The sequence below is a fragment of the Streptomyces megasporus genome (assembly GCF_000718985.1).
GTDB classification, from domain to species: domain Bacteria; phylum Actinomycetota; class Actinomycetes; order Streptomycetales; family Streptomycetaceae; genus Streptomyces; species Streptomyces megasporus.
The window spans coordinates 236,679-260,660 of sequence record NZ_JODL01000005.1; the positions used below are offsets into that span (position 1 = coordinate 236,679).

General features: G+C 70.8%; 17 protein-coding genes and 1 pseudogene. 1 reads left to right on the forward strand and 17 read right to left on the reverse strand.

All coding sequences use genetic code 11. The features are described from left to right. Nucleotides 1-5: 5 nt before the first annotated feature. The 14 genes and pseudogenes from rplU to IF47_RS0107240 form a co-directional block, all read right to left on the reverse strand. Entirely contained in the window at nucleotides 6-329 is a 324-nt protein-coding gene (rplU, locus tag IF47_RS0107175) for a 50S ribosomal protein L21 (RefSeq protein ID WP_031507467.1), read from the reverse strand. A gap of 245 nt (nucleotides 330-574) precedes the next feature. Further along, nucleotides 575-4,690 carry an Rne/Rng family ribonuclease gene (locus IF47_RS27555; protein WP_031507468.1) on the reverse strand — a complete coding sequence of 1,372 codons (4,116 nt, stop codon included), beginning with the start codon at nucleotides 4,688-4,690 and terminating at the stop codon, nucleotides 575-577. A gap of 238 nt (nucleotides 4,691-4,928) precedes the next feature. Next, the gene (locus IF47_RS0107185) at nucleotides 4,929-5,675 is read right to left on the reverse strand and encodes a TIGR03936 family radical SAM-associated protein (protein ID WP_031507469.1); all 747 of its coding nucleotides are present in this window, start codon (nucleotides 5,673-5,675) and stop codon (nucleotides 4,929-4,931) included. A 103-nt stretch (nucleotides 5,676-5,778) separates the two neighbouring features. Next, entirely contained in the window at nucleotides 5,779-6,336 is a 558-nt protein-coding gene (locus IF47_RS0107190) for a GNAT family N-acetyltransferase (RefSeq protein ID WP_031507470.1), read from the reverse strand. A gap of 105 nt (nucleotides 6,337-6,441) precedes the next feature. Then, nucleotides 6,442-8,370, reverse strand: coding sequence for a TIGR03960 family B12-binding radical SAM protein (locus IF47_RS0107195; RefSeq protein ID WP_031507471.1), 1,929 nt, complete (start codon nucleotides 8,368-8,370; stop codon nucleotides 6,442-6,444). A gap of 117 nt (nucleotides 8,371-8,487) precedes the next feature. After that, nucleotides 8,488-9,621, reverse strand: coding sequence for a rod shape-determining protein RodA (gene rodA / locus IF47_RS0107200; RefSeq protein WP_078591642.1), 1,134 nt, complete (start codon nucleotides 9,619-9,621; stop codon nucleotides 8,488-8,490). Nucleotides 9,622-9,677: 56 nt separating this feature from the next. Beyond that, nucleotides 9,678-11,443: pseudogene (locus tag IF47_RS27560) on the reverse strand (penicillin-binding transpeptidase domain-containing protein). A gap of 13 nt (nucleotides 11,444-11,456) precedes the next feature. Beyond that, complete coding sequence (mreD, locus tag IF47_RS0107210) at nucleotides 11,457-12,143, reverse strand: rod shape-determining protein MreD (protein WP_031507473.1); 687 nt, start codon at nucleotides 12,141-12,143, stop codon at nucleotides 11,457-11,459. A gap of 9 nt (nucleotides 12,144-12,152) precedes the next feature. After that, nucleotides 12,153-13,133, reverse strand: coding sequence for a rod shape-determining protein MreC (mreC, locus tag IF47_RS0107215; protein ID WP_051717176.1), 981 nt, complete (start codon nucleotides 13,131-13,133; stop codon nucleotides 12,153-12,155). Between the two features lie 159 nt (nucleotides 13,134-13,292). Continuing rightward, nucleotides 13,293-14,312 carry a rod shape-determining protein gene (locus IF47_RS0107220; RefSeq protein WP_031507475.1) on the reverse strand — a complete coding sequence of 340 codons (1,020 nt, stop codon included), beginning with the start codon at nucleotides 14,310-14,312 and terminating at the stop codon, nucleotides 13,293-13,295. A 285-nt stretch (nucleotides 14,313-14,597) separates the two neighbouring features. Beyond that, on the reverse strand, nucleotides 14,598-15,011 hold the full coding sequence (gene ndk / locus IF47_RS0107225) for a nucleoside-diphosphate kinase (protein ID WP_031507476.1): 414 nt from the start codon (nucleotides 15,009-15,011) through the stop codon (nucleotides 14,598-14,600). A gap of 107 nt (nucleotides 15,012-15,118) precedes the next feature. Next, entirely contained in the window at nucleotides 15,119-15,460 is a 342-nt protein-coding gene (locus IF47_RS0107230; RefSeq protein WP_031507477.1) for a DUF4233 domain-containing protein, read from the reverse strand. Beyond that, on the reverse strand, nucleotides 15,461-16,999 hold the full coding sequence (folC, locus tag IF47_RS0107235; RefSeq protein ID WP_031507478.1) for a bifunctional tetrahydrofolate synthase/dihydrofolate synthase: 1,539 nt from the start codon (nucleotides 16,997-16,999) through the stop codon (nucleotides 15,461-15,463). A 91-nt stretch (nucleotides 17,000-17,090) separates the two neighbouring features. After that, nucleotides 17,091-19,739 (reverse strand): valine--tRNA ligase, encoded by a 2,649-nt coding sequence (locus IF47_RS0107240; protein WP_031507479.1) that lies wholly within the window; start codon nucleotides 19,737-19,739, stop codon nucleotides 17,091-17,093. Nucleotides 19,740-19,872: 133 nt separating this feature from the next. On the opposite strand from IF47_RS0107240, the gene IF47_RS0107245 reads away from it, so the two are divergent. Continuing rightward, a complete protein-coding gene (locus IF47_RS0107245; RefSeq protein WP_031507480.1) occupies nucleotides 19,873-20,802 on the forward strand; it encodes a hypothetical protein in 930 nt (309 codons plus the stop codon). A 114-nt stretch (nucleotides 20,803-20,916) separates the two neighbouring features. On the opposite strand, the gene clpX is transcribed toward IF47_RS0107245, so the two are convergent. The 3 genes from clpX to IF47_RS0107260 form a co-directional block, all read right to left on the reverse strand. Next, the gene (gene clpX / locus IF47_RS0107250) at nucleotides 20,917-22,206 is read right to left on the reverse strand and encodes an ATP-dependent Clp protease ATP-binding subunit ClpX (RefSeq protein ID WP_031507481.1); all 1,290 of its coding nucleotides are present in this window, start codon (nucleotides 22,204-22,206) and stop codon (nucleotides 20,917-20,919) included. Between the two features lie 190 nt (nucleotides 22,207-22,396). Beyond that, the gene (locus IF47_RS0107255) at nucleotides 22,397-23,083 is read right to left on the reverse strand and encodes an ATP-dependent Clp protease proteolytic subunit (protein WP_031507482.1); all 687 of its coding nucleotides are present in this window, start codon (nucleotides 23,081-23,083) and stop codon (nucleotides 22,397-22,399) included. Nucleotides 23,084-23,145: 62 nt separating this feature from the next. Next, the gene (locus tag IF47_RS0107260; RefSeq protein ID WP_031507483.1) at nucleotides 23,146-23,748 is read right to left on the reverse strand and encodes an ATP-dependent Clp protease proteolytic subunit; all 603 of its coding nucleotides are present in this window, start codon (nucleotides 23,746-23,748) and stop codon (nucleotides 23,146-23,148) included. Nucleotides 23,749-23,982: the final 234 nt, after the last annotated feature.

A 23,982-nucleotide genomic window follows, 5' to 3' on the forward strand; every position in this document is an offset into this window, starting at 1 on the left:
GTCCCTTACTTCGTCGCCGGGGCGTCGATGCCGGTGATCTTCAGCGCGGTGTGCAGTTGGCGGTGACCGATCCGCTTGCGGTAGCCAGTCTTGTTCTTGTACTTCAGGATGTCGATCTTGGCACCCTTGTGGTGGTCCACGACCTCGGCGTGGACCTTCACACCGGCCAGGACCCAGGGGTCGCTGGTGACCGCGTCGCCATCGACGATGAGCAGGGTCGAGAGCTCGACGCTGTCGCCGACCTTGCTGTTGGAGATACGGTCAACCTCAATCACGTCGCCGACGGACACCTTCTGCTGGCGGCCGCCGGTGCGCACGATCGCGTACACGCGGAACTCTCTCTCGCTCGTGGGTGGGGCCCCTGATGCCAGCCGCCCGACACGGGCTGACCCGTGGTGATCCTGGTGGATTGAGCGGCCTCTCCTCGCGCTCCCACGACACCGTGCGGAGCACGCGGAGGGATTCGCTCAGGAGCCTGGCGTATCCATCGACACGCCGACGGTCAAGATTACGGGGGCGGAAGTCCGCGGGTCAAACCGGGCCCCGGACGCCTCGCGTCCGGGGCCCGGTCCCGTCACTCCTCGGTCTCGGCCTCGGCCTGGGCCGAGACGGACGGCGGGGCCTGCTGCTCCGCCGCGGCGGTCTTCCCGGCCGTCGACTTCCTGGTGGTCGTCTTCTTGGCCGGGGCCTTCGTCGCGGTCTTGGTCGCCGACTTCTTGGCCGCGGTCTTCTTCGCCGGGGCCTTCGTCGCCGCCTTGGCCGCCGTCTTCTTGGCGGTGGTGGTCGTCTTCTTGGCCGGGGCCTTCGTCGCCGCCTTGGCCGCCGCCTTCTTCGCGGTGGCCTTCTTGGCCGGGGCCTTCGCCGCCGCCTTCTTCGCGGTGGTCTTCTTGGCGGTGGCCTTCTTCGCCGGGGCCGCCTCCTCCGCCTCCGGCTCACCGGCGGCCTCGGGCGCGGCCTCGGCCTCGGGCTCTGCCGCGACCGTCGGGGCGCCCGCGGGCTCGGTGATCTCCGCGGCCTCCGGGGAACCCGCCGGAGCGGCGGCCCGGCGCACCACACGGCGACGGGGCCGCGCCGGGGGCGCGGGCTCCTCCGCGGGGGCCTCGGACTGCTCCGGCACGGAGAGCGCCTCGGAGGCGGGGGCCTCCGCGGGCTTCTCCTCGGAGGTCTCCTCGGCCGACTTCGCGGCCGTCGGGACCACCACCACGGCGGCCTCCTCCTCGGCGGCGGCCTTCGGCGGGCCGGCCGGGACCGACACCTTGCGGGTGACGCGCCGCCGGGTGCGCGGGCGCGGTTCCTCGGCCGCCTCGGGCGCCTCGGCCGTCTCCACCACGCCGGCGGGCTCGGGCGCGGTCTCCTCGGCGGCGGGAGCCGCCTCGGGCGTCCGGTCGGTCTCCGGGGCCGGGGCCTCCTCCTCGGCCCGCTCCGCCGGTTCCGCGGGCTCCTCGGCCGTCGGGGCCACCGTCGTCGCGGCCTCCGGGGCCGACGCCTTGCGGGCGGCGCGCCGCCGCCTGCGACCGCGTCGGGCGGCCTCCTCGGCCTCGGCTGCGCTGTTGTACAGCTCCTCGTCCGGGGTGAACACCGGCTCGGGCAGCGCCGTGGGCTCGGCGAGTTCCGCCGCGACCTCGGCGGGAGTCTCCGCCGGGACCTCGGCGGGCTCCTCCACCGGCGCCTCGGGGGCGGGGGTCTCCGCGGCCGGAGCCTCGGGAACGGGCTGCTGCGCGGCGCCCTTGCCCTTCTTCCGGGCGCGCTTGCCGCCACCGCCGCCCTGGGTCTGCACCTGGTCCATGTGGACGATGACGCCGCGACCGTTGCAGTGCGCGCAGGTCTCGGAGAAGGACTCCAGCAGCCCCTGGCCGACCCGCTTGCGGGTCATCTGGACCAGGCCCAGCGAGGTGACCTCGGCCACCTGGTGCTTGGTGCGGTCGCGGCCCAGGCACTCCAGCAGGCGCCGCAGCACCAGGTCGCGGTTGGACTCCAACACCATGTCGATGAAGTCGATCACGATGATGCCGCCGAGGTCGCGCAGCCTGAGCTGGCGCACGATCTCCTCGGCCGCCTCCAGGTTGTTCCTGGTGACCGTCTCCTCCAGGTTGCCGCCCTGGCCGGTGAACTTGCCGGTGTTGACGTCGATGACGACCATCGCCTCGGTCCGGTCGATGACCAGCGAGCCGCCGCTGGGCAGCCAGACCTTGCGGTCCAGCGCCTTCATCAGTTGCTCGTCGATGCGGTAGGTGGCGAAGACGTCGACCTCGGAGGTCCACTTCTGCAGTCGGTCGGCCAGGTCGGGCGCGACGTGCGAGACGTATCCGTGGATCGTCTCCCACGCCTGGTCGCCGCTGACGATGACCTTGGAGAAGTCCTCGTTGAAGATGTCGCGGACGACCCGGACGGTCATGTCCGGCTCGCCGTAGAGCAGCGCCGGGGCGTTGCCCTTGCGCGCCTTCTTCTGGATGTCCTCCCACTGCGCCTGGAGCCGCTCGACGTCACGGCGCAGCTCTTCCTCGCTGGCGCCCTCGGCGGCGGTGCGGACGATGACGCCCGCGTCCTCGGGGACGATCCGCTTGAGGATCTGCTTGAGCCGGGCCCGCTCGGTGTCCGGGAGCTTGCGGCTGATGCCGGTCATCGAGCCCTCGGGCACGTAGACCAGGTAGCGGCCGGGGAGGGAGACCTGGCTGGTCAGCCTGGCGCCCTTGTGCCCGATCGGGTCCTTGGTGACCTGGACCAGGACGGACTGGCCGGACTTGAGCGCGCTCTCGATCCGGCGCGGGCCACCGGACATCCCCAGGGCCTCGAAGTTCACCTCGCCGGCGTAGAGGACAGCGTTGCGCCCCTTGCCGATGTCGACGAAGGCGGCCTCCATCGACGGCAGCACGTTCTGGACCTTGCCCAGGTAGACGTTGCCGACGTAGCTGGTCGACTGCTCCTTGTTGACGAAGTGCTCGACGAGGACGCCGTCCTCCAGCACGCCGATCTGGGTGCGGTCGCCGTTCTGGCGGACCACCATGACGCGCTCGACCGCCTCGCGGCGGGCGAGGAACTCGGCCTCGGTGATGATCGGGACGCGGCGGCGGCCCTGCTCGCGGCCCTCGCGGCGCCGCTGCTTCTTGGCCTCCAGACGGGTGGAGCCCTTGATGGACTGCACGCCGTCGGCGCTCTCGGGCGTCTCGTCCTTCCTCTTCCGCGGCTCGCGGATCTTGACGACCGTGCGCTCCGGGTCGTCGGGGGAGAGCTCTGTGCTCACCGTCTCGGCCTCACCGCTGCGCCGCCGACGGCGCCGACGGCGGCGCGAGGTGCTGCCGGCGGTGGTCGGGTGCTCGCCGTCGTCGGCCTCGCCGGTCTCACCGGCCTCGTCCGCGGCGTGCTCGGCGTGCCGGTCGTCCTCGGCCGTGGGCTCCTCGCCGTTCTCCGCGTCCTCGTCCCCCTCGTCGCCGGTCCGGGCCTCGTCGGAGGCGTCGGCCTCACCGCCACGCCGGCGGCGACGTCCACCGCGGCGACGGCGGCGCGAGGGGCGCTCGTCGATCCCCTCGGCGTCCTCGGTGCGGCCCTCGGTCTCCTCGTCCGCCTCGCCGGAGTCCTCGCCGGTCTCCTCCGCGCTCTCCGCGGTCACGTCCTGCTCGGCCTGCTCGGCGGGCTCGCCGTACTCGGCCGCCTCGCCACGGCGCCGACGACGGCGCCGGCGGCGGGCGGAGCCGGTGGACTCGTCGTGGGCCGCCTCGTCGGCGTATCCCCCGTTCCCGGTGTCCTCGGTCTCGTCCTCGTCCGGCTCCTCGAGCCCCGCGGCCTCGGCCGCGGCGGCGATGGCGGCGGTCTCCGGGGTCTGGAACACCGGCTCGGTGAACACGGGGGGCTGGAACACCGCCACCGGCGGCTTCCTCCTCACCCGCCGCTGGGGCGCGGGCTCGGCCTTCTCGGCCACCGGCTTCCCTGCCGCCGGCTTCTCGACGGGCTCCTCGACGGGCTTCCCGGTGGACTCCGGCTCCGTGGACTTCGACTCCGTCGCGGGTGTCCTGCTCTCGGCGGTCTTGGCGCTCTTGGCGGTCTCAGCAGCCTCGGCGGTCCCGGCGGAGACCTTGCGGGTGCGGCGCCGCGCACGGGAGGGCGCGGGCTTCTCGGCGGCTTCCGCGGCGGACTCCTCCGCGGACTTCTCGACCGGCTCCTCGGCCTCGGCCGCGGGCTGTTCGGCCTCCTCGGTCGGCTGCGGCGACCCCGCAGGTGCGGAGGCCCGGCGCGTGGTGCGGCGCCGGGTGCGGGCGGGCGCGGGCTGCTCGGCGGCTTCTGCGGCGGGCTCCGCGGGCTCCTCGGACGCCGCGTCCTCGTCGGCCCGTGCCGTGGACACGACCGTCTCGGCCGCCTCCGGCGGGCCCGCCGGAGCGGAGGCCCGGCGCGTCACGCGGCGCCGGGGGCGCGGCGGTGCCGGCTCGCTCTCGGGAGTGTCGGGGGCGGACGTGGACGCGGCGGGGGCTTCCGCGGGCGGCGTGTCGGCCGGTGCGACGGCCGGGGTGACGACCTCCGGCTCGGCCGTGGTGACCGCGGGCGGTCCCGCCGGGCGGGACACCGCGCGCCTGCGGCGGCGCGGCGGCAGGTTGTCGCTGGGGGTGTCGTGGGCGGTGGTCCCCTCCCCTTCGGGGGCGGGGGACGTCCTGTCGTTGTCGTTCGCGGTGATCTCCGCGGACTCCGTGGGTTCGCGCATGCGGGCGGTTCTCCCGTCACGCTCCCGGGCGCCGTACCTCGATCCGGTCGGGCTCCGCGTGATGTGCGCGGGCCGCTGTCCGGGGCGCGGGCGCCGCACGGGAGCTGTCGTCTCGCTCGCCGGTTGTGTGCCATCGGGCTCGCAGCCGGCGAAAGTCTGCTGGTCGGTGCGCCTGCCTGACGGCCGGACCCGGGTGGCTCCCTGGTGCCTCGCACATCGGCGGCGCGGCGGCGTCGGCCTACGCGGTGACGTCCGGCACCGTCGCGACGGCGGTTGCGTCGCGGTCGGGCGCGAACGGATCGGTCACCGTGCCGGTCTCCTCATCGAGCGGCCCCTGCGCCAGCCTGGTCACCGCTGCGGGGACCGGCGGCGCCAGGTCGGCCGTAGCTCGGAGGCCGGACAGGACGTCGTCGGGTCGTACGGCGGGTGTCTGGTGCCGCACTACCAGGCGCAGTATCGCACAAGGGGGGCCCTCGGGCCTATCGGACCCGGCCGGGACGGCCTCCAGCGAGGCCACCGCGGCACGTGTGTCGAACGTGCGGAGGCCCTTCTTGGTCTGCCGCTGGACCTCCACCGAGTCGGCGGCGAGGAACACCTCGACCGCCTTCCCCGCCTCCTCCGGGCTCACGCCGTCCAGCCGCAGCTCCCATCGGGAGGCAGTGAGCCGTTCGGCGAACCCGCCGGTGCGGGCCTCCACCGCGTCGACGACGTCGAGTCCGTCGGGGAGCGACTCGTCGAGCAGTCGCCGCAGCACCTCGGGATCACGTCGTTCGGTGAGGGCGATCTCCAGGTACTCGGCCTCGCTCCCCGTGCCGGTCGGCGCCGCGTTCGCGTACGAGACCTTGGGGTGCGGGGTGAAACCGGCGGAGTACGCCATGGGCACCTCGGCCCGGCGCAGCGCCCGTTCGAAGGCGCGCTGGAAGTCGCGGTGGCTGGTGAACCGGAGGCGGCCGCGCTTGGTGTAGCGCAGGCGGATGCGCTGCACCGCGGGTGCGGGCGGCGGGCCTTCGGGCTGTCGCTTGCCCAGTGTCCCTCAGTCCTTCGTGCTGTCCTGGGCCCGGCGTGGGGCCGTGTTTCTTTCCCCCAGGTTACGCGGCTCGGGGGTTCGGTGCGGTTGGTACCCAGTACCGCAGCTTCACACCCCTGCGGTCCTCGAAGATCCCGCCGCACGCCTCGATGACCTTGCGGGAGGCGATGTTGGTGTGGTCGCAGGTGATCAGGGCGGGGTCGATCCCCAGGGAGTGGGCCACCGGCAGGGCGGCGCGCAGTATGGCGGTCGCGTGACCCCGACGACGGGCGGAGACGCGCACGTCGTAGCCGATGTGCCCGCCGTAGTCGAGGAGGAAGGGGTTGAGCCGGTGCCGGATGGCGATGCGGCCGAGGTAGACGTCCCCGTCGACCCACCACAGGGTGGTGCACGGGACGAACCCCGACGGACGTGGGGTGTCCTCCTCGGCGTCGATCCTCAAGGCGGTCACGTACGCGGCGAAGACCTCCGGGTCCCCCCACCGGTCGCGCCAGAGGCGCAGGTCGCGGCCGACCATCGAGTTGTCGTCGGGCGCCCCGCGGCCTTCCGCCGCGAACTCCTCCATCGCCTCGACGAAGGAGGCGTGCACTCGGACGGTGGGGGCGATCAGTTCCGGCATGGACAGCAGTCTCGCAGCGCGCGACCGCCTCCGGCCGGCGGACGTCCAGGACGTTCCACCGTTTCGGAGGCGGTCGGGCGCGGTCCGCGGTCGGGACCGGCGGGGCTACTTGTCGACGACCGTCAGCGGCAGCAGCTTCCTGCCCGTCGGGCCGACCTGGATCTCGGTGCCCATCTGCGGGCAGACGCCGCAGTCGAAGCACGGGGACCAGCGGCAGTCCTCGACCTCGGTCTCGTCGAGGGCGTCCTGCCAGTCCTCCCACAGCCAGTCCTTGTCGAGACCGGAGTCGAGGTGGTCCCAGGGCAGGACCTCCTCGTAGGAGCGCTCGCGCGTGGTGTACCAGTCGACGTCCACGCCGTGGGGGGCCAGCGCGCGCTCGGCGCACTCCATCCACAGGTCGTAGGAGAAGTGCTCGCGCCAGCCGTCGAAGCGGCCCCCCGCCTCGTAGACGGCGCGGATGACGTCGCCGACGCGGCGGTCGCCGCGCGAAAGCAGGCCCTCGACGATGCCGGGCTTGCCGTCGTGGTAGCGGAAGCCGATGGAACGGCCGTACCGCTTGTCGGCGCGGATCTTCTCGCGGAGCTTCTCCAGGCGGGCGTCGGTCTCCTCGGCCGAGAGCTGCGGGGCCCACTGGAAGGGGGTGTGCGGCTTGGGGACGAAACCGCCGATGGAGACCGTGCAGCGGATGTCGTTGGAGCCGGACACCTCGCGGCCCTTGGCGATGACCTTGCCGGCCATGTCGGCGATCTGCAGGACGTCCTCGTCGGTCTCCGTCGGCAGGCCGCACATGAAGTACAGCTTCACCTGCCGCCAGCCGTTGCCGTAGGCGGTGGCGACGGTGCGGATCAGGTCGTCCTCGGAGACCATCTTGTTGATGACCTTGCGGATGCGCTCGCTGCCGCCCTCGGGGGCGAAGGTCAGACCGGAGCGGCGGCCGTTGCGGGTCAGTTCGTTGGCCAGGTCGATGTTGAAGGCGTCGACCCGGGTGGACGGCAGCGACAGGCCGATCTTGTCGTCCTCGTACCGGTCGGCCAGGCCCTTGGCGATGTCGCCGATCTCGCTGTGGTCGGCGGAGGAGAGCGAGAGCAGGCCGACCTCCTCGAAGCCGGTGTTCTTCAGGCCCTTCTCCACCATCTCGCCGATGCCGGTGATGGAGCGCTCGCGCACCGGGCGGGTGATCATGCCCGCCTGGCAGAAGCGGCAGCCGCGGGTGCAGCCGCGGAAGATCTCCACGCTCATCCGCTCGTGGACGGTCTCGGCCAGCGGCACCAGCGGCTTCTTGGGGTAGGGCCACTCGTCGAGGTCCATCACGGTGTGCTTGGTCACGCGCCACGGCACGCCGGAGCGGTTGGGGACGACGCGGGCGATCCGGCCGTCCTCCAGGTACTCCACGTCGTAGAACCTCGGCACGTACACGCCGCCGGTCCTCGCCAGACGCAGCAGCAGCCCGTCGCGTCCGTCCGGGCGGCCCTCGGCCTTCCAGGCCCGGACGATCTCGGTGATCTCCAGCACGGCCTGCTCGCCGTCGCCGATGACCGCGCAGTCGATGTAGTCCGCGATCGGCTCGGGGTTGAAGGCGGCGTGGCCGCCGGCGACGACCACCGGGTGGTCGTCGTCGCGGTCCTTCGCCTCCAGCGGGATGCCGGCCAGGTCGAGCGCGGTGAGCAGGTTGGTGTAGCCCAGCTCGGTGGAGAAGGAGACGCCGAACACGTCGAAGGCGCCGACCGGGCGGTGCGCGTCCACGGTGAACTGCGGGACCCCGTGCTCGCGCATGAGCTTCTCCAGGTCCGGCCAGACGCTGTAGGTGCGTTCGGCGAGCACGCCCTCGCGCTCGTTGAGCACCTCGTAGAGGATCATGACGCCCTGGTTGGGCAGCCCGACCTCGTAGGCGTCGGGGTACATCAGTGCCCAGCGGACATCGCAGGCGTCCCAGTCCTTGACGGTGGAGTTCAGCTCTCCGCCGACGTACTGGATCGGCTTCTGGACGTGCGGGAGGAGGGCCTCCAGGCGCGGGAAGACCGACTCGACAGGCATGGGTGGTGTCCTCGGATGCTGGGGTCTCGGGGTGCCGCTCCGCGCGCGGGTGTTGCGGACGGAAGTGGCCATCCAGCGTAACCCCTGCGCCGGAGCGGGCCCCGCGCCGCCCGAGGTTCAGGCGGACACGGGGCGCTGCACCCGGATCGACTGGAGCAGCCCGATGGCGATCCACACCGCGAACATCGAGGTGCCGCCGTAGCTGACGAAGGGCAGCGGCAGGCCGGCGACCGGCATGATGCCCATGGTCATCCCGATGTTCTCGAAGGACTGGAACGCGAACCAGGCGATGATGCCGGCGGCGACGATCGTCCCGTACAGCTCGGTCGCCTCGCGGGCGATGCGGCAGGCCCGCCAGAGCACGACGCCGACCAGGAAGATGATCAGCCCCGCGCCGAGGAAGCCCAGCTCCTCGCCCGCGACGGTGAAGACGAAGTCCGTCTGCTGCTCGGGGACGAACCGTCCCGTGGTCTGCGTCCCCTCGAACAGGCCCTTGCCGTAGAGGCCGCCCGAACCGATGGCGATGCGGGCCTGGTTGGTGTTGTACCCGGCGCCGGACGGGTCGAGGGCCGGGTTGGCGAAGGCCGCGAACCGCTTGATCTGGTAGTCGTCGAGCACGCCGAGCTGCCAGACCAGCACCGCGCCGATGCCGCCCGCCGCGAGGAGCCCGATGATCCAGCGGTTGGACGCCCCGGAGGCCAGCAGCACCCCGAGCACGATCACGGCCAGCACCATCACCGAGCCCATGTCGGGCATCAGCATCACGATGCCGATCGGCACGGCGGCCAGTCCCAGGGCCTGCACCACCGTGCGGTGGTCGGGGTGGACGCGGTCCCCGGCGTCCACCCGGGCCGCCAGTATCATCGCCATCCCCAGGATGATGGTGATCTTGGCGAACTCGGCGGGCTGGAGCGAGAGGCCCCCGCCCAGCTTCAACCACGCGCGCTGACCGTTGATCGTCGCGCCGAGCGGGGTGAGCACCAGCAGCGCCAGCGCCACCGACAGCACGTACAGCACCGGGACCGCGCCGCGCAGCCTGCGGTGGCCCAGCCAGATGGTGGCCACGGCCAGTGCCACGCCCCCGGCGAGGGCGAACAGGTGGCGCCAGAGGAAGTACTGCGGGTCGCCCTCGTTCAGCTCGGTGCGGTTGCGGGTGGCGGACCACACCAGCAGGGCGCCGAGGATCGACAGTGCCACACAGGCGAGCAGCAGTATCCAGTCCAGGCGGCGGACGACGGAGTCGCGCGCCATGATCCTGCTCCAGGCCGACCGCTCCTGCCAGGGCCGTCCCGCGTAGGAGTGGGTGCTCACGGCTTGAAGCCCTTCTGCCGCTGGGCCTCGATCGTGCCGTCCCGGTTGATCTTGGGGAGTTCCTTCTGCGGCTTCGGCAGCAACGCCTTGTCCTTGTGGATCGTGCCGTCGTCGTCCACGCCGTACAGCGCGTCGTAGATGTTGCGCACCGCGGGACCGGAGGCGCCCGAGCCGGTGCCGCCCTGCGAGATCGTCATGACGATCGTGTATTCCTCGGTGTACGTCGCGAACCACGAGGTGGTCTGCTTGCCGTAGACCTCGGCGGTACCGGTCTTGGCGTGCATGGGGATCTTGTCCTGGGGCCAACCGGTGTCGGCGAAGCGCCAAGCCGCGGTACCTCGGGTGGCGACGCCCTCCAGGGCCTTGTCGATCTGGCGGAGCGTCCCGCGGTCCACCGGCAGCCTGCCCCTCTTCTTGGGCTCGATCTCCTTGATCCTCTTGCCGTCCGGGCTGACGATCGCCTTGCCGACGGTGGGCTCGTACACGGTGCCGCCGTTGCTGAGCGCCGCGTAGATCACCGCCATCTGGATGGGCGTCGTCAGGGTGTCGCCCTGGCCGATGGAGTAGTTGACGCTGTCACCGGCGCGCAGCTTGTTGCCCTCCAGGCAGTTCTCGTACGCGATCTGTTCGACGTAGTCCCCGTTCTTCTTGCCGTACTCGCACCAGGCGTCCTTGTTGGCCTCCCAGTACTCCCGCTTCCACTTCCGGTCGGGGACGCGGCCGGTGACCTCGTTGGGCAGGTCGATCCCGGTGCGCTTGCCGAGGCCGAAGTCGTGGGCCGTCTTGTAGAACCAGTCGTCGGGGTTCTTCTTCGGCTTGTTGCCGCCGTCCTTCTTCCACTCCTGGTGGGCGAGGGCGTAGTAGACGGTGTCGCAGGAGACCTCCAGCGCCCGGCCGAGGTCGATCACGCCGTGGTCCTGCGACTCGTAGTTCGTGAAGACCTGGCCGCCGATGCTGTACGAGGACGAGCAGCGGTAGCGCCCGTCGAAGTCGTAGCCCGCCTTGACGGCCGCGACGGTCGGGATCACCTTGAAGATCGAGCCGGGCGCCGCCTGCCCCTGGATGGCCCGGTTGAGCAGCGGGTAGTTGGACTTCTTCCCGGTGAGCTCGGTGTAGTCCTTGGCGGAGATGCCGCCGACCCAGGCGTTGGGGTCGTAGTCCGGCAGGGAGGACATCGCCACGACCCGCCCGGTCTTGGACTCCATCACCACGACCGCGCCCGCGTCGGCCTTGTAGTTCTCGCCGGTGTTGTCGTCGAACTGTTTGCGGGCCTCCTTCATCGCCTTGGCCAACTCCTTCTCGGCGATGGCCTGGACGCGGGCGTCGATGCTGGTGACCAGGCTGGCGCCGGGCTCGCCCTCGTCGCTCTCGGCCTCCCCGATGACCCGCCCGAGGTTGTCCACCCGGTACCGCGTCACGCCCGCGTCGCCGCGCAGGGCGGCGTCGTAGCTGCGCTCCAGGCCGGAGCGGCCGATCTGGTCGGAGCTGAGCAGCGGCGAGTCGCCGTCCTTGGTCTCCTCGATCTCCTCGTCGGTGACGGGGGGAAGTCCTCGGCGCGCTCGCGGATCTGGAGCGCCTGCTGGGTGGTCGCCTCGTCGGTGATCGGGATGGGCTGGTAGGGCGAGCCGTTCCAGCACGGCTGCGGCGTCTCCGCGTCGCAGAGGCGGATCTTCTCGGACACCTCCTTGAAGACCAGGATCTGGATGGCGACCAGTCGGATGGTGACCCGCGGCGTGCGACCGGTCTCGGGAATGTTGCTCACTGCTCCACCTCCGTCACAGTCGCTTGACTCCCCTGATGCGTCCCACCCGGCTCTTCGACGTCCGGGCCGACAGTCCGCCGCCCCGGACACGGGCCGCGCGCGTTGCCCCGCCGCCGAGTCGGCCCACCCGGCCCGTGCCGAACAGCCCGCCACCGTGGGCGCTGTCGGTCGCGCTGCCCGCCGCCTCGGCGAGCGGGTCGTGCTGGGTGCGGCGGGCCAGGGCCATGACCGCCGGGACGGTGAACGGCGCGAGCAGCAGGTCGTAGACGGTGGCCGTCAACAGCAGCCCGCCCAGGCCCACATGGCGGGCGGCGGTGTCCCCCACCAGCGCGCCGACCCCCGCGTACAGCAGGGTGGAGGAGAGCGCGGCGCCCGCCACGACGAGCATCGGGACGGTGGCGCTGCGGTGTCGGCCGTTCTCCGGCCTGGTCAGGCCCGCGGCGTAGCCGACGACGCACAGCACCAGGGCGTACCGGCCCACGGCGTGGTCGGCGGGCGGCGCGAGGTCGGCCAGCAGCCCGGCGCCGAAACCGACCAGGGCACCGCCCGTGTGGCCGTACACCAGCGCCAGGCCGAGGACGGTCAGCAGCAGCAAGTCCGGCACGGCGCCCGGCAGTTGGAGCCGGGCCAGCACGCTGACCTGGACGACCAGGGCGACGACCACCAGGGCGGTCGAGAGCAGGATCCGGTTGAGGTGCATTGCTATCGGTCAGCTCCTGGAGGGGCTGGGGGCGGTGGTGGCCCCGTCGGAGGGCGTGGCCTCGTCGGAGGGGCTCGCGCCCGCGGAGGGGGTGGCGGTCACCGTGACCGTCGGGGTGGGCCTGGCCTTCGGCGCCGGCGGGAGCACCGCGTCGCGCGGGTCGGTGCGCGGCGCCTTGACGACGACGCCGACGATGTCGAGCTTGGTGAAGCCGACGTACGGCCGCACCCGCACCGTCCTGGTGAGGCCCCCGCTGTGCGGGTCGACCCGGATGACCTCACCGACGGGCACGCCGGGGACGAAGGGCCTGTCGTTGCTGGAGCCGAAGGTGACCAGGCGGTCGCCCTTCTTCACCTCGGCCTTGCTGTTGAGGAGCTGGACGGTCAGGGCGCTGTCGCCCCGGCCGTTGGCGAAGCCCAACTCGTTCGTGCCCTCCATTCGGGTGCCGACGGTGAAGTCGGGGTCGTTGGCGAGCAACACGGTCGAGGTGCTCGGTCCGACGGTGGTCACCCGGCCGACGAGCCCGTCGCCGTTGATGACGGTCATGTCGCGCTTGATGCCGTCCCGCTCGCCGACGTCGAGGGTGACCGTCCAGGAGAACCCCTGGGCGGCGCCGATCCCGACGACCTGGGCCGCCTTGATGCCGTACTGTCCGGCGCCCGCGGTCTTGAGGAGCTTCTCCAGTTCGCGCACCCGGGAGTCGTTCCGGTCGGAGTCGGCCAGGCGCTGCCTCAGCTCCGCGTTCTCCCGCTCCAGTTGACCGATCCGGTCGTAGCGCTCGCCGGAGTCCCGTACGGCCGCGATGGCGTTGCCGACGGGGTCGACCGCGGCGGCGACGGTGTTCTCCACCGGACCGAGTACGGATGCCGTGACCTCTCTCGCCCCGTCGAGCGGCGAGCGCTCACCCCCGCGGATGTCCACCGTGATCAGTGCGAACGCGATGGCCACCAGCAGGACGAGCAGCAGCCGGCTCTCTCGTGTATCCCTCACGTGCGACGGCCGTGCCTTCCCGTTGTCGGAGTTGTCTGACCGTGGTGTCGTTCTGCCTCGTCGGCACGGACGGTGTTCGGGCCGCTCGCCGCGGCCCGAACGCCTCCGCGTCCGATCCGTGCGGTGGGACCGGGCACCCTCCCGCCCCCACCGCCGTCGTCACCGACGTGGTTGCGAGTCGAGCACCTGCTGGAGCGCCTCGAACTCCTCGACGCACTTGCCGGAGCCCAGCGCCACGGAGTCCAGCGGGTTCTCGGCGATGTGGATGGGCATGCCCGTCTCGCGCCGCAGCCGCTCGTCCAGGCCGCGCAGCAGGGCGCCGCCGCCGGTGAGCACGATGCCGCGGTCCATGATGTCGCCGGAGAGCTCCGGCGGGCACTTGTCGAGGGTGGTCTTCACCGCGTCCACGATGGAGCTGACGGGCTCCTCGATGGCCTTGCGGATCTCGGCGGCCGAGATCACCACCGTCTTCGGCAGTCCGCTGACGAGGTCGCGACCGCGGACCTCGGTGTGCTCGTCGGTCTCCATGTCGTACGCCGAGCCGATCGTGAGCTTGATGTTCTCGGCGGTCCGCTCGCCGAGGAGGAGGCTGTACTCCTTCTTGACGTGCTGGATGATCGCGTTGTCCAGCTCGTCGCCCGCGACGCGGATGGACTGCGCGGTGACGATCCCGCCCAGGGAGATCACCGCGACCTCGGTGGTGCCGCCGCCGATGTCGACGACCATGTTGCCCGTGGCCTCGTGGACCGGCAGCCCGGAACCGATCGCGGCGGCCATCGGCTCCTCGATGATGTGCACCTGTCGGGCACCGGCCTGTGTGGACGCCTCGATGACCGCGCGGCGCTCGACGCCGGTGATCCCGGACGGAACGCAGACGACCACTCGGGGGCGCGCGAGATAACGCCGCTTGTGAATTTTGAGGATGAAGTAGCGGAGCATCCGCTCGGTGATCTCGAAGTCGGCGATAACGCCGTCCTTCAGGGGGCGGACCGCCACGATGTTGCCGGGGGTGCGGCCGATCATCTTCTTCGCCTCGGCGCCGACCGCGAGGATTCCGCCGGTGTTGGTGTTGATGGCGACGACCGATGGTTCGTTGAGGACGATCCCGCGACCCCTGACGTACACCAGCGTGTTGGCGGTCCCGAGGTCGACAGCCATGTCACGGCCGATGAACGACATGTTGTTCGCCATGAGGATACGTCAGGCCTTCCAACTGGAGCGATGTGAGGGGGGAGGACGGCAGCGTGCGCTGCGGGGCGGGAGAAGTTTCCATCGTAGTCGCGCCCGTTCGAACGCGGCGGGAGGGTTCCTCCTCCGTCATTGTCGGCGGAACGCGTGCCATCCCTGTAAGGGTTGACGTCGCGTCCGGGTGATTCGTTCCCCCGAGTGAGGGTGGATTCACGGTGGGGCGATCGAATTCCATCGATCGCCCCACGTCAAGAGTTCCGTGAAGATACCGTGCCGTCAGCCGTGAGAAGGGAAGAAAATCTTCACTTCCCTCTCCGCGGACTCTTCGGAGTCCGAGGCGTGGATGAGGTTCTCACGCACGATCGTCCCGAAGTCCCCCCGGATGGAGCCGGGCGGTGCGGCGATCGGGTCGGTCGGGCCGGCCAGGGCCCGCACCCCCTCGATGACCCTCTCGCCCTCGACGACCATCACCACGGCCGGGCCCGACGTCATGAACTCCAGCAGTGGCTCGTAGAACGGACGACCGACGTGCTCGGCGTAGTGCTGTTCCAGCGTCTCGCGGTCCAGTGTGCGCAGCTCCATCGCGCTGATCCGCCAGCCGGCCTTGCGCTCGATCCGTCCGACGATCTCACCGATCAGGCCCCGCCTGACCGCGTCGGGCTTGAGGAGGACGAGAGTGCGCTGGCTCATGGGCTGCTGGCTCCTTCGGAGTACGGCGGAACAGGGAATTCACAAGTGCTCGAAAGGCTACAGGGGTGCCGCCGGAAGCCCGGCGGCACCGTCGTCGAGCGGTACCGTCAGGCGGTGTCGGCTCCGGCCGCGAACCGGGCCTTGGCCTCGTCGATCTTCCGACCGAAGTGGATCGAGGCCCACCACAGGCCGGCGAAGAGGGCGCCGAGGAAGAACATCGCCGGGACGACGAGGCCGGACGCGATCAGGCCGATCTGCAGCGCCCAGCCCAGGTGCAGCGCTCCGGGACGGGTGAGCACGCCGCACAGCAGCAGGCACAGCGCCATCGCCACGCCGCCGACGGTCCACACGGTCGTCGCGGACAGGTCGCCGAGCCGCATCGCCACCAGGGAGGCGAAGCCGATCACGAAGAACTCCCCGATGAGCGTGGAGGCGCAGAGCGTACGCATCTAACGGTCCTTTCCGAGCAGCAGCCGGGCCTCGCCGACGGTGAAGACCGAACCGGTGACCAGCACGCCCGCACCGGCGTACTCGCCCTCCTCCTCGGCCAGGGTGACGGCCTCCTCCAGGGCGTCGTCGAGTCGCGGCTCCACCTGGACCCGCTCCTCTCCGAAGACCTCCACGGCCAGCGCCGCGAGTTCGTCCACGTCCATGGAACGGGCGGTGGTGTTCCGGGTGACCACGACCTCGGCGAAGATCGGCTCGAAGGCCTCCAGCAGCCCCCGTACGTCCTTGTCCGCGCTGGGGGCGACCACCCCGACCAGGCGGCTGAAGCCGAACGCCTCGGTGACCGCCTCGGCCGTGGCCCGCGCGCCCGCCGGGTTGTGGGCGGCGTCCAGCACGACGGTCGGACTGCGGCGCACCACCTCCAGCCGTCCCGGCGAGGTCACGGAGGCGAAGGCGGTGCGGACGGAGTCGATGTCCAGGGCGCGGCCCTGCTCGGCGCCGATGCCGAAGAACGCCTCGACGGCGGCCAGCGCCACGGCGGCGTTGTGGGCCATGTGGGCGCCGTGCAGCGGCAGGAAGACCTCCGGGTACTCCCCGCCCAGCCCGCGCAGGGTCAGCAGTTGGCCGCCGACGGCGACCTCGCGGGAGACGACGCCGAACTCCAGCCCCTCGCGGGCCACGGTGGCGTCCATCTCCACGGCCTTGCGCAGGACCACCGCGGCGGCCTCCACCGGCTGCTGGGCCAGGACGACGGTGGCGCCCCGCTTGACGATCCCGGACTTCTCCCCCGCGATCTCCTCGGGTGTGTCGCCCAGCCGGTCGGTGTGGTCCAGGGAGATCGGGGTGACGACGGCGACGCCCGCGTCGACGACGTTGGTGGCGTCCCAGGTCCCGCCCATGCCGACCTCGACGACCGCGACGTCCACGGGAGCGTCGGCGAAGGCCGCGTAGGCCATGCCCGTGAGCACCTCGAAGAACGACAGCCGGTGCTCGAAGGAGGCGTCGACCATCTCGACGTACGGCTTGATGTCCCGGTACGTCTCGATGAACCGCTCGGGCGCGATCGGCGCGCCGTCCAGGCTGATCCGCTCGGTCACGGCCTGCACGTGCGGGCTGCTGTAGCGGCCGGTCCGCAGGTCGAACGCCCCGAGCAGCGCCTCGATCATCCGCGCGGTGGTGGTCTTGCCGTTGGTGCCGGTGATGTGGATGGCGGGGTAGGAGCGCTGGGGGTCGCCCAGGACGTCCATCAGGGCGGCGATGCGCTCCAGCGACGGGTCCAGCCGTGTCTCGGGCCAGCGGCCCACCAGCTCACTCTCCACCTCCCGCAGTGCCCGGTCCAGCTCGGGGTCCTCGGGCCGGGCGGGCAGGTCGCTCGGGGGCGGTCCCGTCCGGGCGCGCAGGGTGCGGCTGCCCGCCTCGATCACGGCCATGTCGGGATCACGCTCGGTCTCGGCGTCGATGATCTCGTCGAACTTCTCGGCCAGGTCGGGCTCGCCGTCGTGACCGTTGCCGGAATCGTCGTGCGGGGGGTGCTCACTCACTGTTTCAGTGTACGAAGCCGGCCACCGCCGCCACGCCCGGGCGGGGTGTGGCGACGGCGGCCGGCTCGTCGTACCGGTTCTCCCGGGCTTCTCAGCCCTGCGGCAGCGCCTCCAGCTGGGCGGAGATCCGGGCGATGTCCGCCTCGGCCTTCGCCTTGCGGGTGCGGATCTTCTCGACCACCTGGTCCGGGGCCTTGGCCAGGAAGCTCTCGTTGCCGAGCTTGGCCGTGGCCTGGGCCAGTTCCTTCTCCGCCGCCGCCAGGTCCTTCGTCAGACGCTTGCGCTCGGCCGCGAAGTCGATCGCGCCGGAGAGGTCCAGCTCGACCCTGGCGCCCGCCACGGGCAGGGACGCGGTGGTCCGGAAGTCCTCGCCCGCGGGCTGCAGGCGCGCCAGGGAGCGGACGGCCGCCTCGTGCGCCACCAGGGGCGTCCCCTCCAGGGTGAGCCGGGCCGGGACGCGCTGACCGGGCTGGAGGCCCTGGTCGGCGCGGAACCGGCGAACCTCGGTGATCACCTGCTGGAGGGTGGCGATCTCCTTCTCCGCCGCCGTGTCGCGGAAGCCGGAGTCGGTCGGCCAGTCGGCGATCACCACCGACTCCCCGCCCGTCAGCGTCGTCCACAGCGTCTCGGTGACGAACGGCATCACCGGGTGGAGCAGCCGCAGCGTGACGTCCAGGACCTCGCCCAGGACGCGGGCGGAACGCCGGGCCGCCTCGCCGCCCTCGGCGAAGGTGGTCTTGGACAGCTCGACGTACCAGTCGAAGACCTCGTCCCACGCGAAGTGGTAGAGGAGGTCGGAGAGCTTGGCGAACTGGTAGTCGTCGTAGTACGCGTCCACCTCCGCCACGACCGTGTTCAGCCGGGAGAGGATCCAGCGGTCGGTCGCGAGGAGCTCCTCGGGCGCGGGCAGTTCGCCCTCGACCGTGGCGCCGTTCATCAGCGCGAAGCGGGTGGCGTTCCAGATCTTGTTGGCGAAGTTGCGGGACGCCTGGACCCAGTCCTCGCCGATGGGCACGTCGATGCCGGGGTTGGCGCCGCGCGCCAGCGTGAAGCGCAGCGCGTCGGAGCCGTACTTGTCCATCCAGTCCAGCGGATTGACCGCGTTGCCGAAGGACTTCGACATCTTCTTGCCGAACTGGTCACGGACCATGCCGTGGAGCACGATCTGGTGGAACGGCGGGGTGCCGTCCATCGCGTACAGGCCGAACATCATCATCCGGGCGACCCAGAAGAAGAGGATGTCGTACCCGGTGACCAGGACGGAGTTCGGATAGAACTTCGCCAGGCTCTCGGTCCGCTCGGGCCAGCCCAGCGTGGAGAACGGCCACAGGCCGGAGGAGAACCAGGTGTCCAGGACGTCCGTGTCCTGGTGCCAGCCCTCGCCGGACGGGGGCTCCTCGTCCGGGCCGACGCAGACCGTCTCGCCGTTCGGGCCGTACCAGACCGGGATGCGGTGGCCCCACCACAACTGGCGGGAGATGCACCAGTCGTGGAGGTTGTCCACCCAGTCGAAGTAGCGCTTGGCCATCTCCTTGGGGTGGATGGAGACCCGGCCGTCGCGGACCGCGTCGCCCGCCGCCTTGGCCAGCGGACCGACCTTGACCCACCACTGCATGGACAGGCGCGGCTCGATGGTGGTCTTGCAGCGCGAGCAGTGGCCGACGGAGTGGGTGTAGGGACGCTTCTCGGCGACGATCCGCCCCTCGGCGCGCAGCGCGGCGACGACCGCCGAGCGGGCCTCCAGCCGGTCCAGACCCTGGAACGGGCCGTGGGCGGTGATCACCGCGTGCTCGTCCATGACCGTGATGGCGGGAAGGTCGTGGCGGCGGCCGATCTCGAAGTCGTTCGGGTCGTGCGCCGGGGTGACCTTGACGGCGCCGGTGCCGAACTCCGGGTCGACGTGCTCGTCCGCGACGATGGGGATGCGGCGGCCGGTGAGCGGCAGCTCGATCTCGGTGCCGACGAGGCGGGCGTACCGCTCGTCGTCGGGGTGGACCGCCACGGCGGTGTCGCCGAGCATCGTCTCGGCGCGGGTGGTGGCGACGACGATGGAGTCCTCGCCCTCTCCGTAGCGGATGGAGACCAGCTCGCCGTCCTCGTCGGAGTACTCCACCTCGATGTCGGAGATGGCCGTCAGACAGCGCGGGCACCAGTTGATGATCCGCTCGGCGCGGTAGATCAGCTCGTCGTCGTAGAGCCGCTTGAAGATCGTCTGGACGGCCCGGGAGAGCCCCTCGTCCATGGTGAAGCGCTCACGTGACCAGGCGACACCGTCGCCCAGGCGCCTCATCTGGCCGGAGATCTGCCCGCCGGACTCCGCCTTCCACTGCCACACCCGTTCGACGAACGCCTCGCGGCCCAGGTCGTGGCGGGACTTGCCCTCCCTGGCCAGCTCGCGCTCGACGACGTTCTGGGTGGCGATGCCCGCGTGGTCCATGCCCGGCTGCCACAGCGTCTCGAAGCCCTGCATCCGCTTGCGGCGGGTGAGGGCGTCGATCAGCGTGTGCTCGAAGGCGTGGCCCAGGTGCAGGCTGCCGGTGACGTTGGGAGGCGGGATGACGATCGCGTACGGCGGCTTGTCGCTCGCCGCGTCCGCCTCGAAGTAACCACTCTCTACCCAGCGCTCGTACAGCTTCCCCTCTACCTCGGCCGGAACGTACTGGGTCGGCAGACTGGCGTGGGCACTGTTCGACGGCTCCGCCCCGGCGGGGGTCGGGCTCTGCTGAGTGTTCTCGGTCACGACCGCCAGTGTACGGGCCGCTGTGTAGCGGTCTCGAACCGGTTTGGGGACCGGATGCGCGGGGGATGGCGGCCGTCCGCCAGGATGGGGCCGCGTATGCGCGTACACGTCCAGCACCAGGGGGAGCCTCCTCGTGAGCCACAACCAGCCACCGCCGCAGCCCGGTCCGTACGGCGGGCAGCCGCCGCAGCCCGGCTACGGCCACCCGCCACAGCCCGGTCATCCGCAACAGCCCGGCTACGGCTATCCGCAACAGCCGGGTTACCCGCAGCAGCCCGGCTTCCCCCAGCAGCAGGGGTACCCCGGGCAGCCCGGCTATCCGCAGCAGCCGGGTTACCCGCAGCAGCCCGGTCCCTACGTGCCCCCGCCCCCGCAGAGCGGCGGCACGGGCAAGGTGATCGGCATCGTCATCGGTGCCGTCGCGGTCGTGGCCGCGCTCGCGGTGGGCGCCTGGCTGTTCTTCGGCACCGGCGCCGGCGGCAGCGACATCGCCGACGACGGACCGCACAAGCTGATCACCCCCGAGACCGTGCTCAACGGCGAGTACAAGAAGGCCGGCGGCAGGGACCTCCCCGACACCGACATCGAGGAGTTCGAGCAGTTCGGGGTCGAGAACCCCCAAGGCGTCCGCGGCGACTACGTCTCCGGGTCGGCGACCGCCCGGAAGGCCGTCCAGTTCCAGGGGGCCTGGGGAGACGTCGACGACCCCGAGGCGGTCGTCGACGCCCTGTTCTCGAAGCTGGAGGAGGAGGCCGGCAAGGATCCCAGCCTCGGCGGTGGAGGGGAGGCCAAGCTGGTGGGCGAACCGAAGGAGGTCTCCCCCGCCGGGCTGGAGAACGCCGTCATGAAGTGCCAGGCGATCGAGTTCACCGGTGGTTCCTCCAGCGGCATCGGCCAGAAGGGGTTCTCCGTGCCGTTCTGCGCCTGGGGCGACCGCAGCACCGTCGCATACGGGGCGTACAACGACGCTTCCGCGGTCCTCAGCGGCAAGGAACTCTCACTCGACGAAACCGCCGACATCATGGCGAAGCTCCGCGACGACGTACGCGTCAAGGCGGAGTGACCCGCGGCCGCGCACCGCGCGGCGCACACGGCGAGGGGCCGCCCGGAGTGCTCCGGGCGGCCCCTCGCCGCATGTGTGTTCCGTGTGCGCGTATGCGCCCGGCCGTGTGGGGCCTCAGGCGCTCTTCTCGCGCGGGCCCTGGCCCGTCTCGCCGCGGGAGCGGGGCACCAGGGTGGGGTTGACGTTGGAGTGGACGACGTCGGCGGTGATCACCACACGGGCCACGTCCTTGCGGGAGGGCACCTCGTACATCACCGACATCAGCACCTCCTCCATGATCGCGCGCAGCCCGCGGGCGCCGGTGCCGCGCAGGATCGCCTGGTCGGCGATGGCCTCCAGCGCCGGACGGTCGAAGTCCAGCTCCACCCCGTCGAGCTCGAAGAGTCGCTGGTACTGCTTGACCAGCGCGTTGCGCGGCTCGACCAGGATCTTCAGCAGGGCCTCGCGGTCGAGGTTGTGGACGGAGGTGATCACCGGCAGACGGCCGATGAACTCCGGGATCATGCCGAACTTCACCAGGTCCTCGGGCATGACGTCCTCGAACTGGTTGCTCGCCTCGATCTCGCGCTTGGAGCGGATCGTGGCGCCGAAGCCGATGCCCTTGGCGCCCGCTCTCGCCTCGATGATCTTCTCCAGACCGGCGAAGGCGCCGCCCACGATGAACAGCACGTTCGTGGTGTCGATCTGGATGAACTCCTGGTGCGGGTGCTTCCGTCCGCCCTGCGGCGGGACGGAGGCCGTGGTGCCCTCCAGGATCTTCAGCAGCGCCTGCTGCACGCCCTCGCCCGAGACGTCCCGAGTGATGGAGGGGTTCTCGCTCTTGCGGGCGACCTTGTCGATCTCGTCGATGTAGATGATCCCCGTCTCCGCCTTCTTCACGTCGTAGTCGGCGGCCTGGATCAGCTTCAACAGGATGTTCTCGACGTCCTCGCCCACGTACCCGGCCTCGGTCAGGGCGGTGGCGTCGGCGATGGCGAAGGGGACGTTCAGCATCCGGGCGAGGGTCTGCGCCAGCAGGGTCTTGCCGGAGCCGGTGGGACCCAGCAGCAGGATGTTGGACTTGGCCAGCTCGATGCCGTCGTCCCGACCCTGCGGGCCGCCGTTCTCACCGGCCTGCACCCGCTTGTAGTGGTTGTAGACGGCGACGGAGAGCGCCTTCTTCGCGGCCTCCTGGCCGACGACGTAGCCCTCCAGGAACTCGTAGATCTCGCGCGGCTTGGGCAGCTCGTCCCAGCGCATCTCGGAGGTGTCGGCGAGTTCCTCTTCGATGATCTCGTTGCAGAGGTCGATGCACTCGTCGCAGATGTAGACGCCCGGCCCCGCGATGAGCTTCTTCACCTGCTTCTGGCTCTTGCCGCAGAACGAGCACTTGAGCAGATCGCCGCCGTCACCGATGCGTGCCACGAGGTGCTTCTCCTTCGCCTGGGATCCGTCGAGTTCCACGAACCCGGGTGCTTGCTCTGGGCCTTGGCGGGGGCGGCCCCCGGACCCCCTATGACGGTACCTTGCCCGGCCCCCTGAATGGGCCCCCCTCGGACCGACTCGACCCGAGGGGGGTGGAAATGTTCAAGGGAATCCGGCGATTTCGGCGGGGTTATCCGAGTCCGACCGAGGTCTTGCGGGTGGAGATGATCTGGTCGATCAGTCCGTACTCCAGCGACTCCTCGGCGGTGAGGATCTTGTCCCGCTCGATGTCCTGGCTGATCTGCTCGATCGGCTTGTTGGAGTGCTTGGCGAGCATCTCCTCCAACTGCGTCCGCATCCGCTGCACCTCGTTGGCCGCGATCTCCAGGTCGGAGACCTGACCGCGACCGGTCTCGGTGTAGGGCTGGTGGATCAGCACCCTGGCGTTGGGCAGCGCCATCCGCTTGCCGGGCGTGCCGGCGGCGAGCAGCACGGCCGCGGCCGAGGCCGCCTGGCCCATGCAGACCGTCTGGATGTCCGGCTTGACGAACTGCATCGTGTCGTAGATGGCCGTCAGCGCCGTGAAGGAGCCACCAGGCGAGTTGATGTAGACCGAGATGTCGCGGTCGGGGTCCATCGACTCCAGGCACAGCAACTGCGCCATGACGTCGTTGGCCGAGGCATCGTCGATCTGCACGCCGAGGAAGATCACGCGCTCCTCGAAGAGCTTCGCGTACGGATCGTACTCGCGCACGCCCTGCGAGGTGCGCTCCACGAAGCGCGGAACGACGTACCGGGACTCGGCCGACGGCCCGTCGTAGCGGGCCTCGAGCCGGTCGTAAATCCCGGCACCGGGAAAGGTGTGCTGACTGTTCATGGGCTGTGCACCGTCCTGGTGAGGTGAGCTGGCTGCGGTCGTGGGCTGCGGAACGTCCGGGCTCACGCGCCCGTGCCGCCACCGCCCGGAAGCTGCGCGGCGGAACCGTAGACCTCGTCGATCAGGCCGTACTCCTTGGCTTCCTCGGCGGTGAACCAGCGGTCGCGGTCGGCGTCGCGGTTCCACTGCTCCTCGGTCTGGCCGGTGTGCAGCGCGGACAGGCGCGCCATCTTCCGCTTGGTGCGCAGCAGCCGCTCGGAGTGGATCTTGATGTCGGAGGCCGATCCCGCCAGGCCCGCGGAGGGCTGGTGGATGAGGATCTCGGCGTTCGGCAGCGCGAAGCGCTTGCCCGGGGTGCCCGCGCTGAGCAGGAACTGGCCCATGGACGCGGCCAGGCCCATCGCGATGGTCACCACGTCGTTCTTGATGTACTGCATGGTGTCGTAGATCGCCATGCCGGCCGTGATCGAACCACCCGGACTGTTGATGTAGAGGTAGATGTCCTTGTCCGGGTCAGCGGCCAGAAGGAGCAGCTGAGCAGTGATCCGGTTGGCGATGTCGTCGTCGACCGGCTGTCCGAGGAAGATGATCCGCTCGTTGAGCAGTCGGTTGTAGACCTGGTCGCCGAGGCCACCGATGGTCGGCTCGGTGGCGGCGTAGGGCATCGGAAGCTTCACGTGTCCACCTGCTCGTGTAACGGACGGCTCGTCTCTCCAGGGCCGTCTCTGAGTCTTCGTGTACTTGGACCCTAACGCGCGGGTCCGACTGCGCCATCCCGGTCCGAGAACTGTTCGCTGTGAGCGCAGGGAGCGTTCCCGCAGGTGAGGTCGGCGTGTTCCGCCGTACGCGAACGGGCCCGCACGCGGTGTCGCGCACGGGCCCGTTCGTCGGACGTCTCG

Excerpts from the sequence above, each read along its gene's own strand:
- IF47_RS0107255 (WP_031507482.1), bottom strand. The coding sequence starts at position 23,083 with ATGAACAGTCAGCACACCTTTCCCGGTGCCGGGATTTACGACCGGCTC.
- mreD (WP_031507473.1), bottom strand. The coding sequence starts at position 12,143 with ATGCACCTCAACCGGATCCTGCTCTCGACCGCCCTGGTGGTCGTCGCC.
- rodA (WP_078591642.1), bottom strand. The coding sequence starts at position 9,621 with ATGGCGCGCGACTCCGTCGTCCGCCGCCTGGACTGGATACTGCTGCTC.
- IF47_RS0107260 (WP_031507483.1), bottom strand. The coding sequence starts at position 23,748 with ATGCCCTACGCCGCCACCGAGCCGACCATCGGTGGCCTCGGCGACCAG.
- IF47_RS27555 (WP_031507468.1), bottom strand. The coding sequence starts at position 4,690 with ATGCGCGAACCCACGGAGTCCGCGGAGATCACCGCGAACGACAACGAC.
- ndk (WP_031507476.1), bottom strand. The coding sequence starts at position 15,011 with ATGAGCCAGCGCACTCTCGTCCTCCTCAAGCCCGACGCGGTCAGGCGG.
- IF47_RS0107190 (WP_031507470.1), bottom strand. The coding sequence starts at position 6,336 with ATGCCGGAACTGATCGCCCCCACCGTCCGAGTGCACGCCTCCTTCGTC.
- IF47_RS0107230 (WP_031507477.1), bottom strand. The coding sequence starts at position 15,460 with ATGCGTACGCTCTGCGCCTCCACGCTCATCGGGGAGTTCTTCGTGATC.
- IF47_RS0107195 (WP_031507471.1), bottom strand. The coding sequence starts at position 8,370 with ATGCCTGTCGAGTCGGTCTTCCCGCGCCTGGAGGCCCTCCTCCCGCAC.
- IF47_RS0107220 (WP_031507475.1), bottom strand. The coding sequence starts at position 14,312 with ATGTCGTTCATCGGCCGTGACATGGCTGTCGACCTCGGGACCGCCAAC.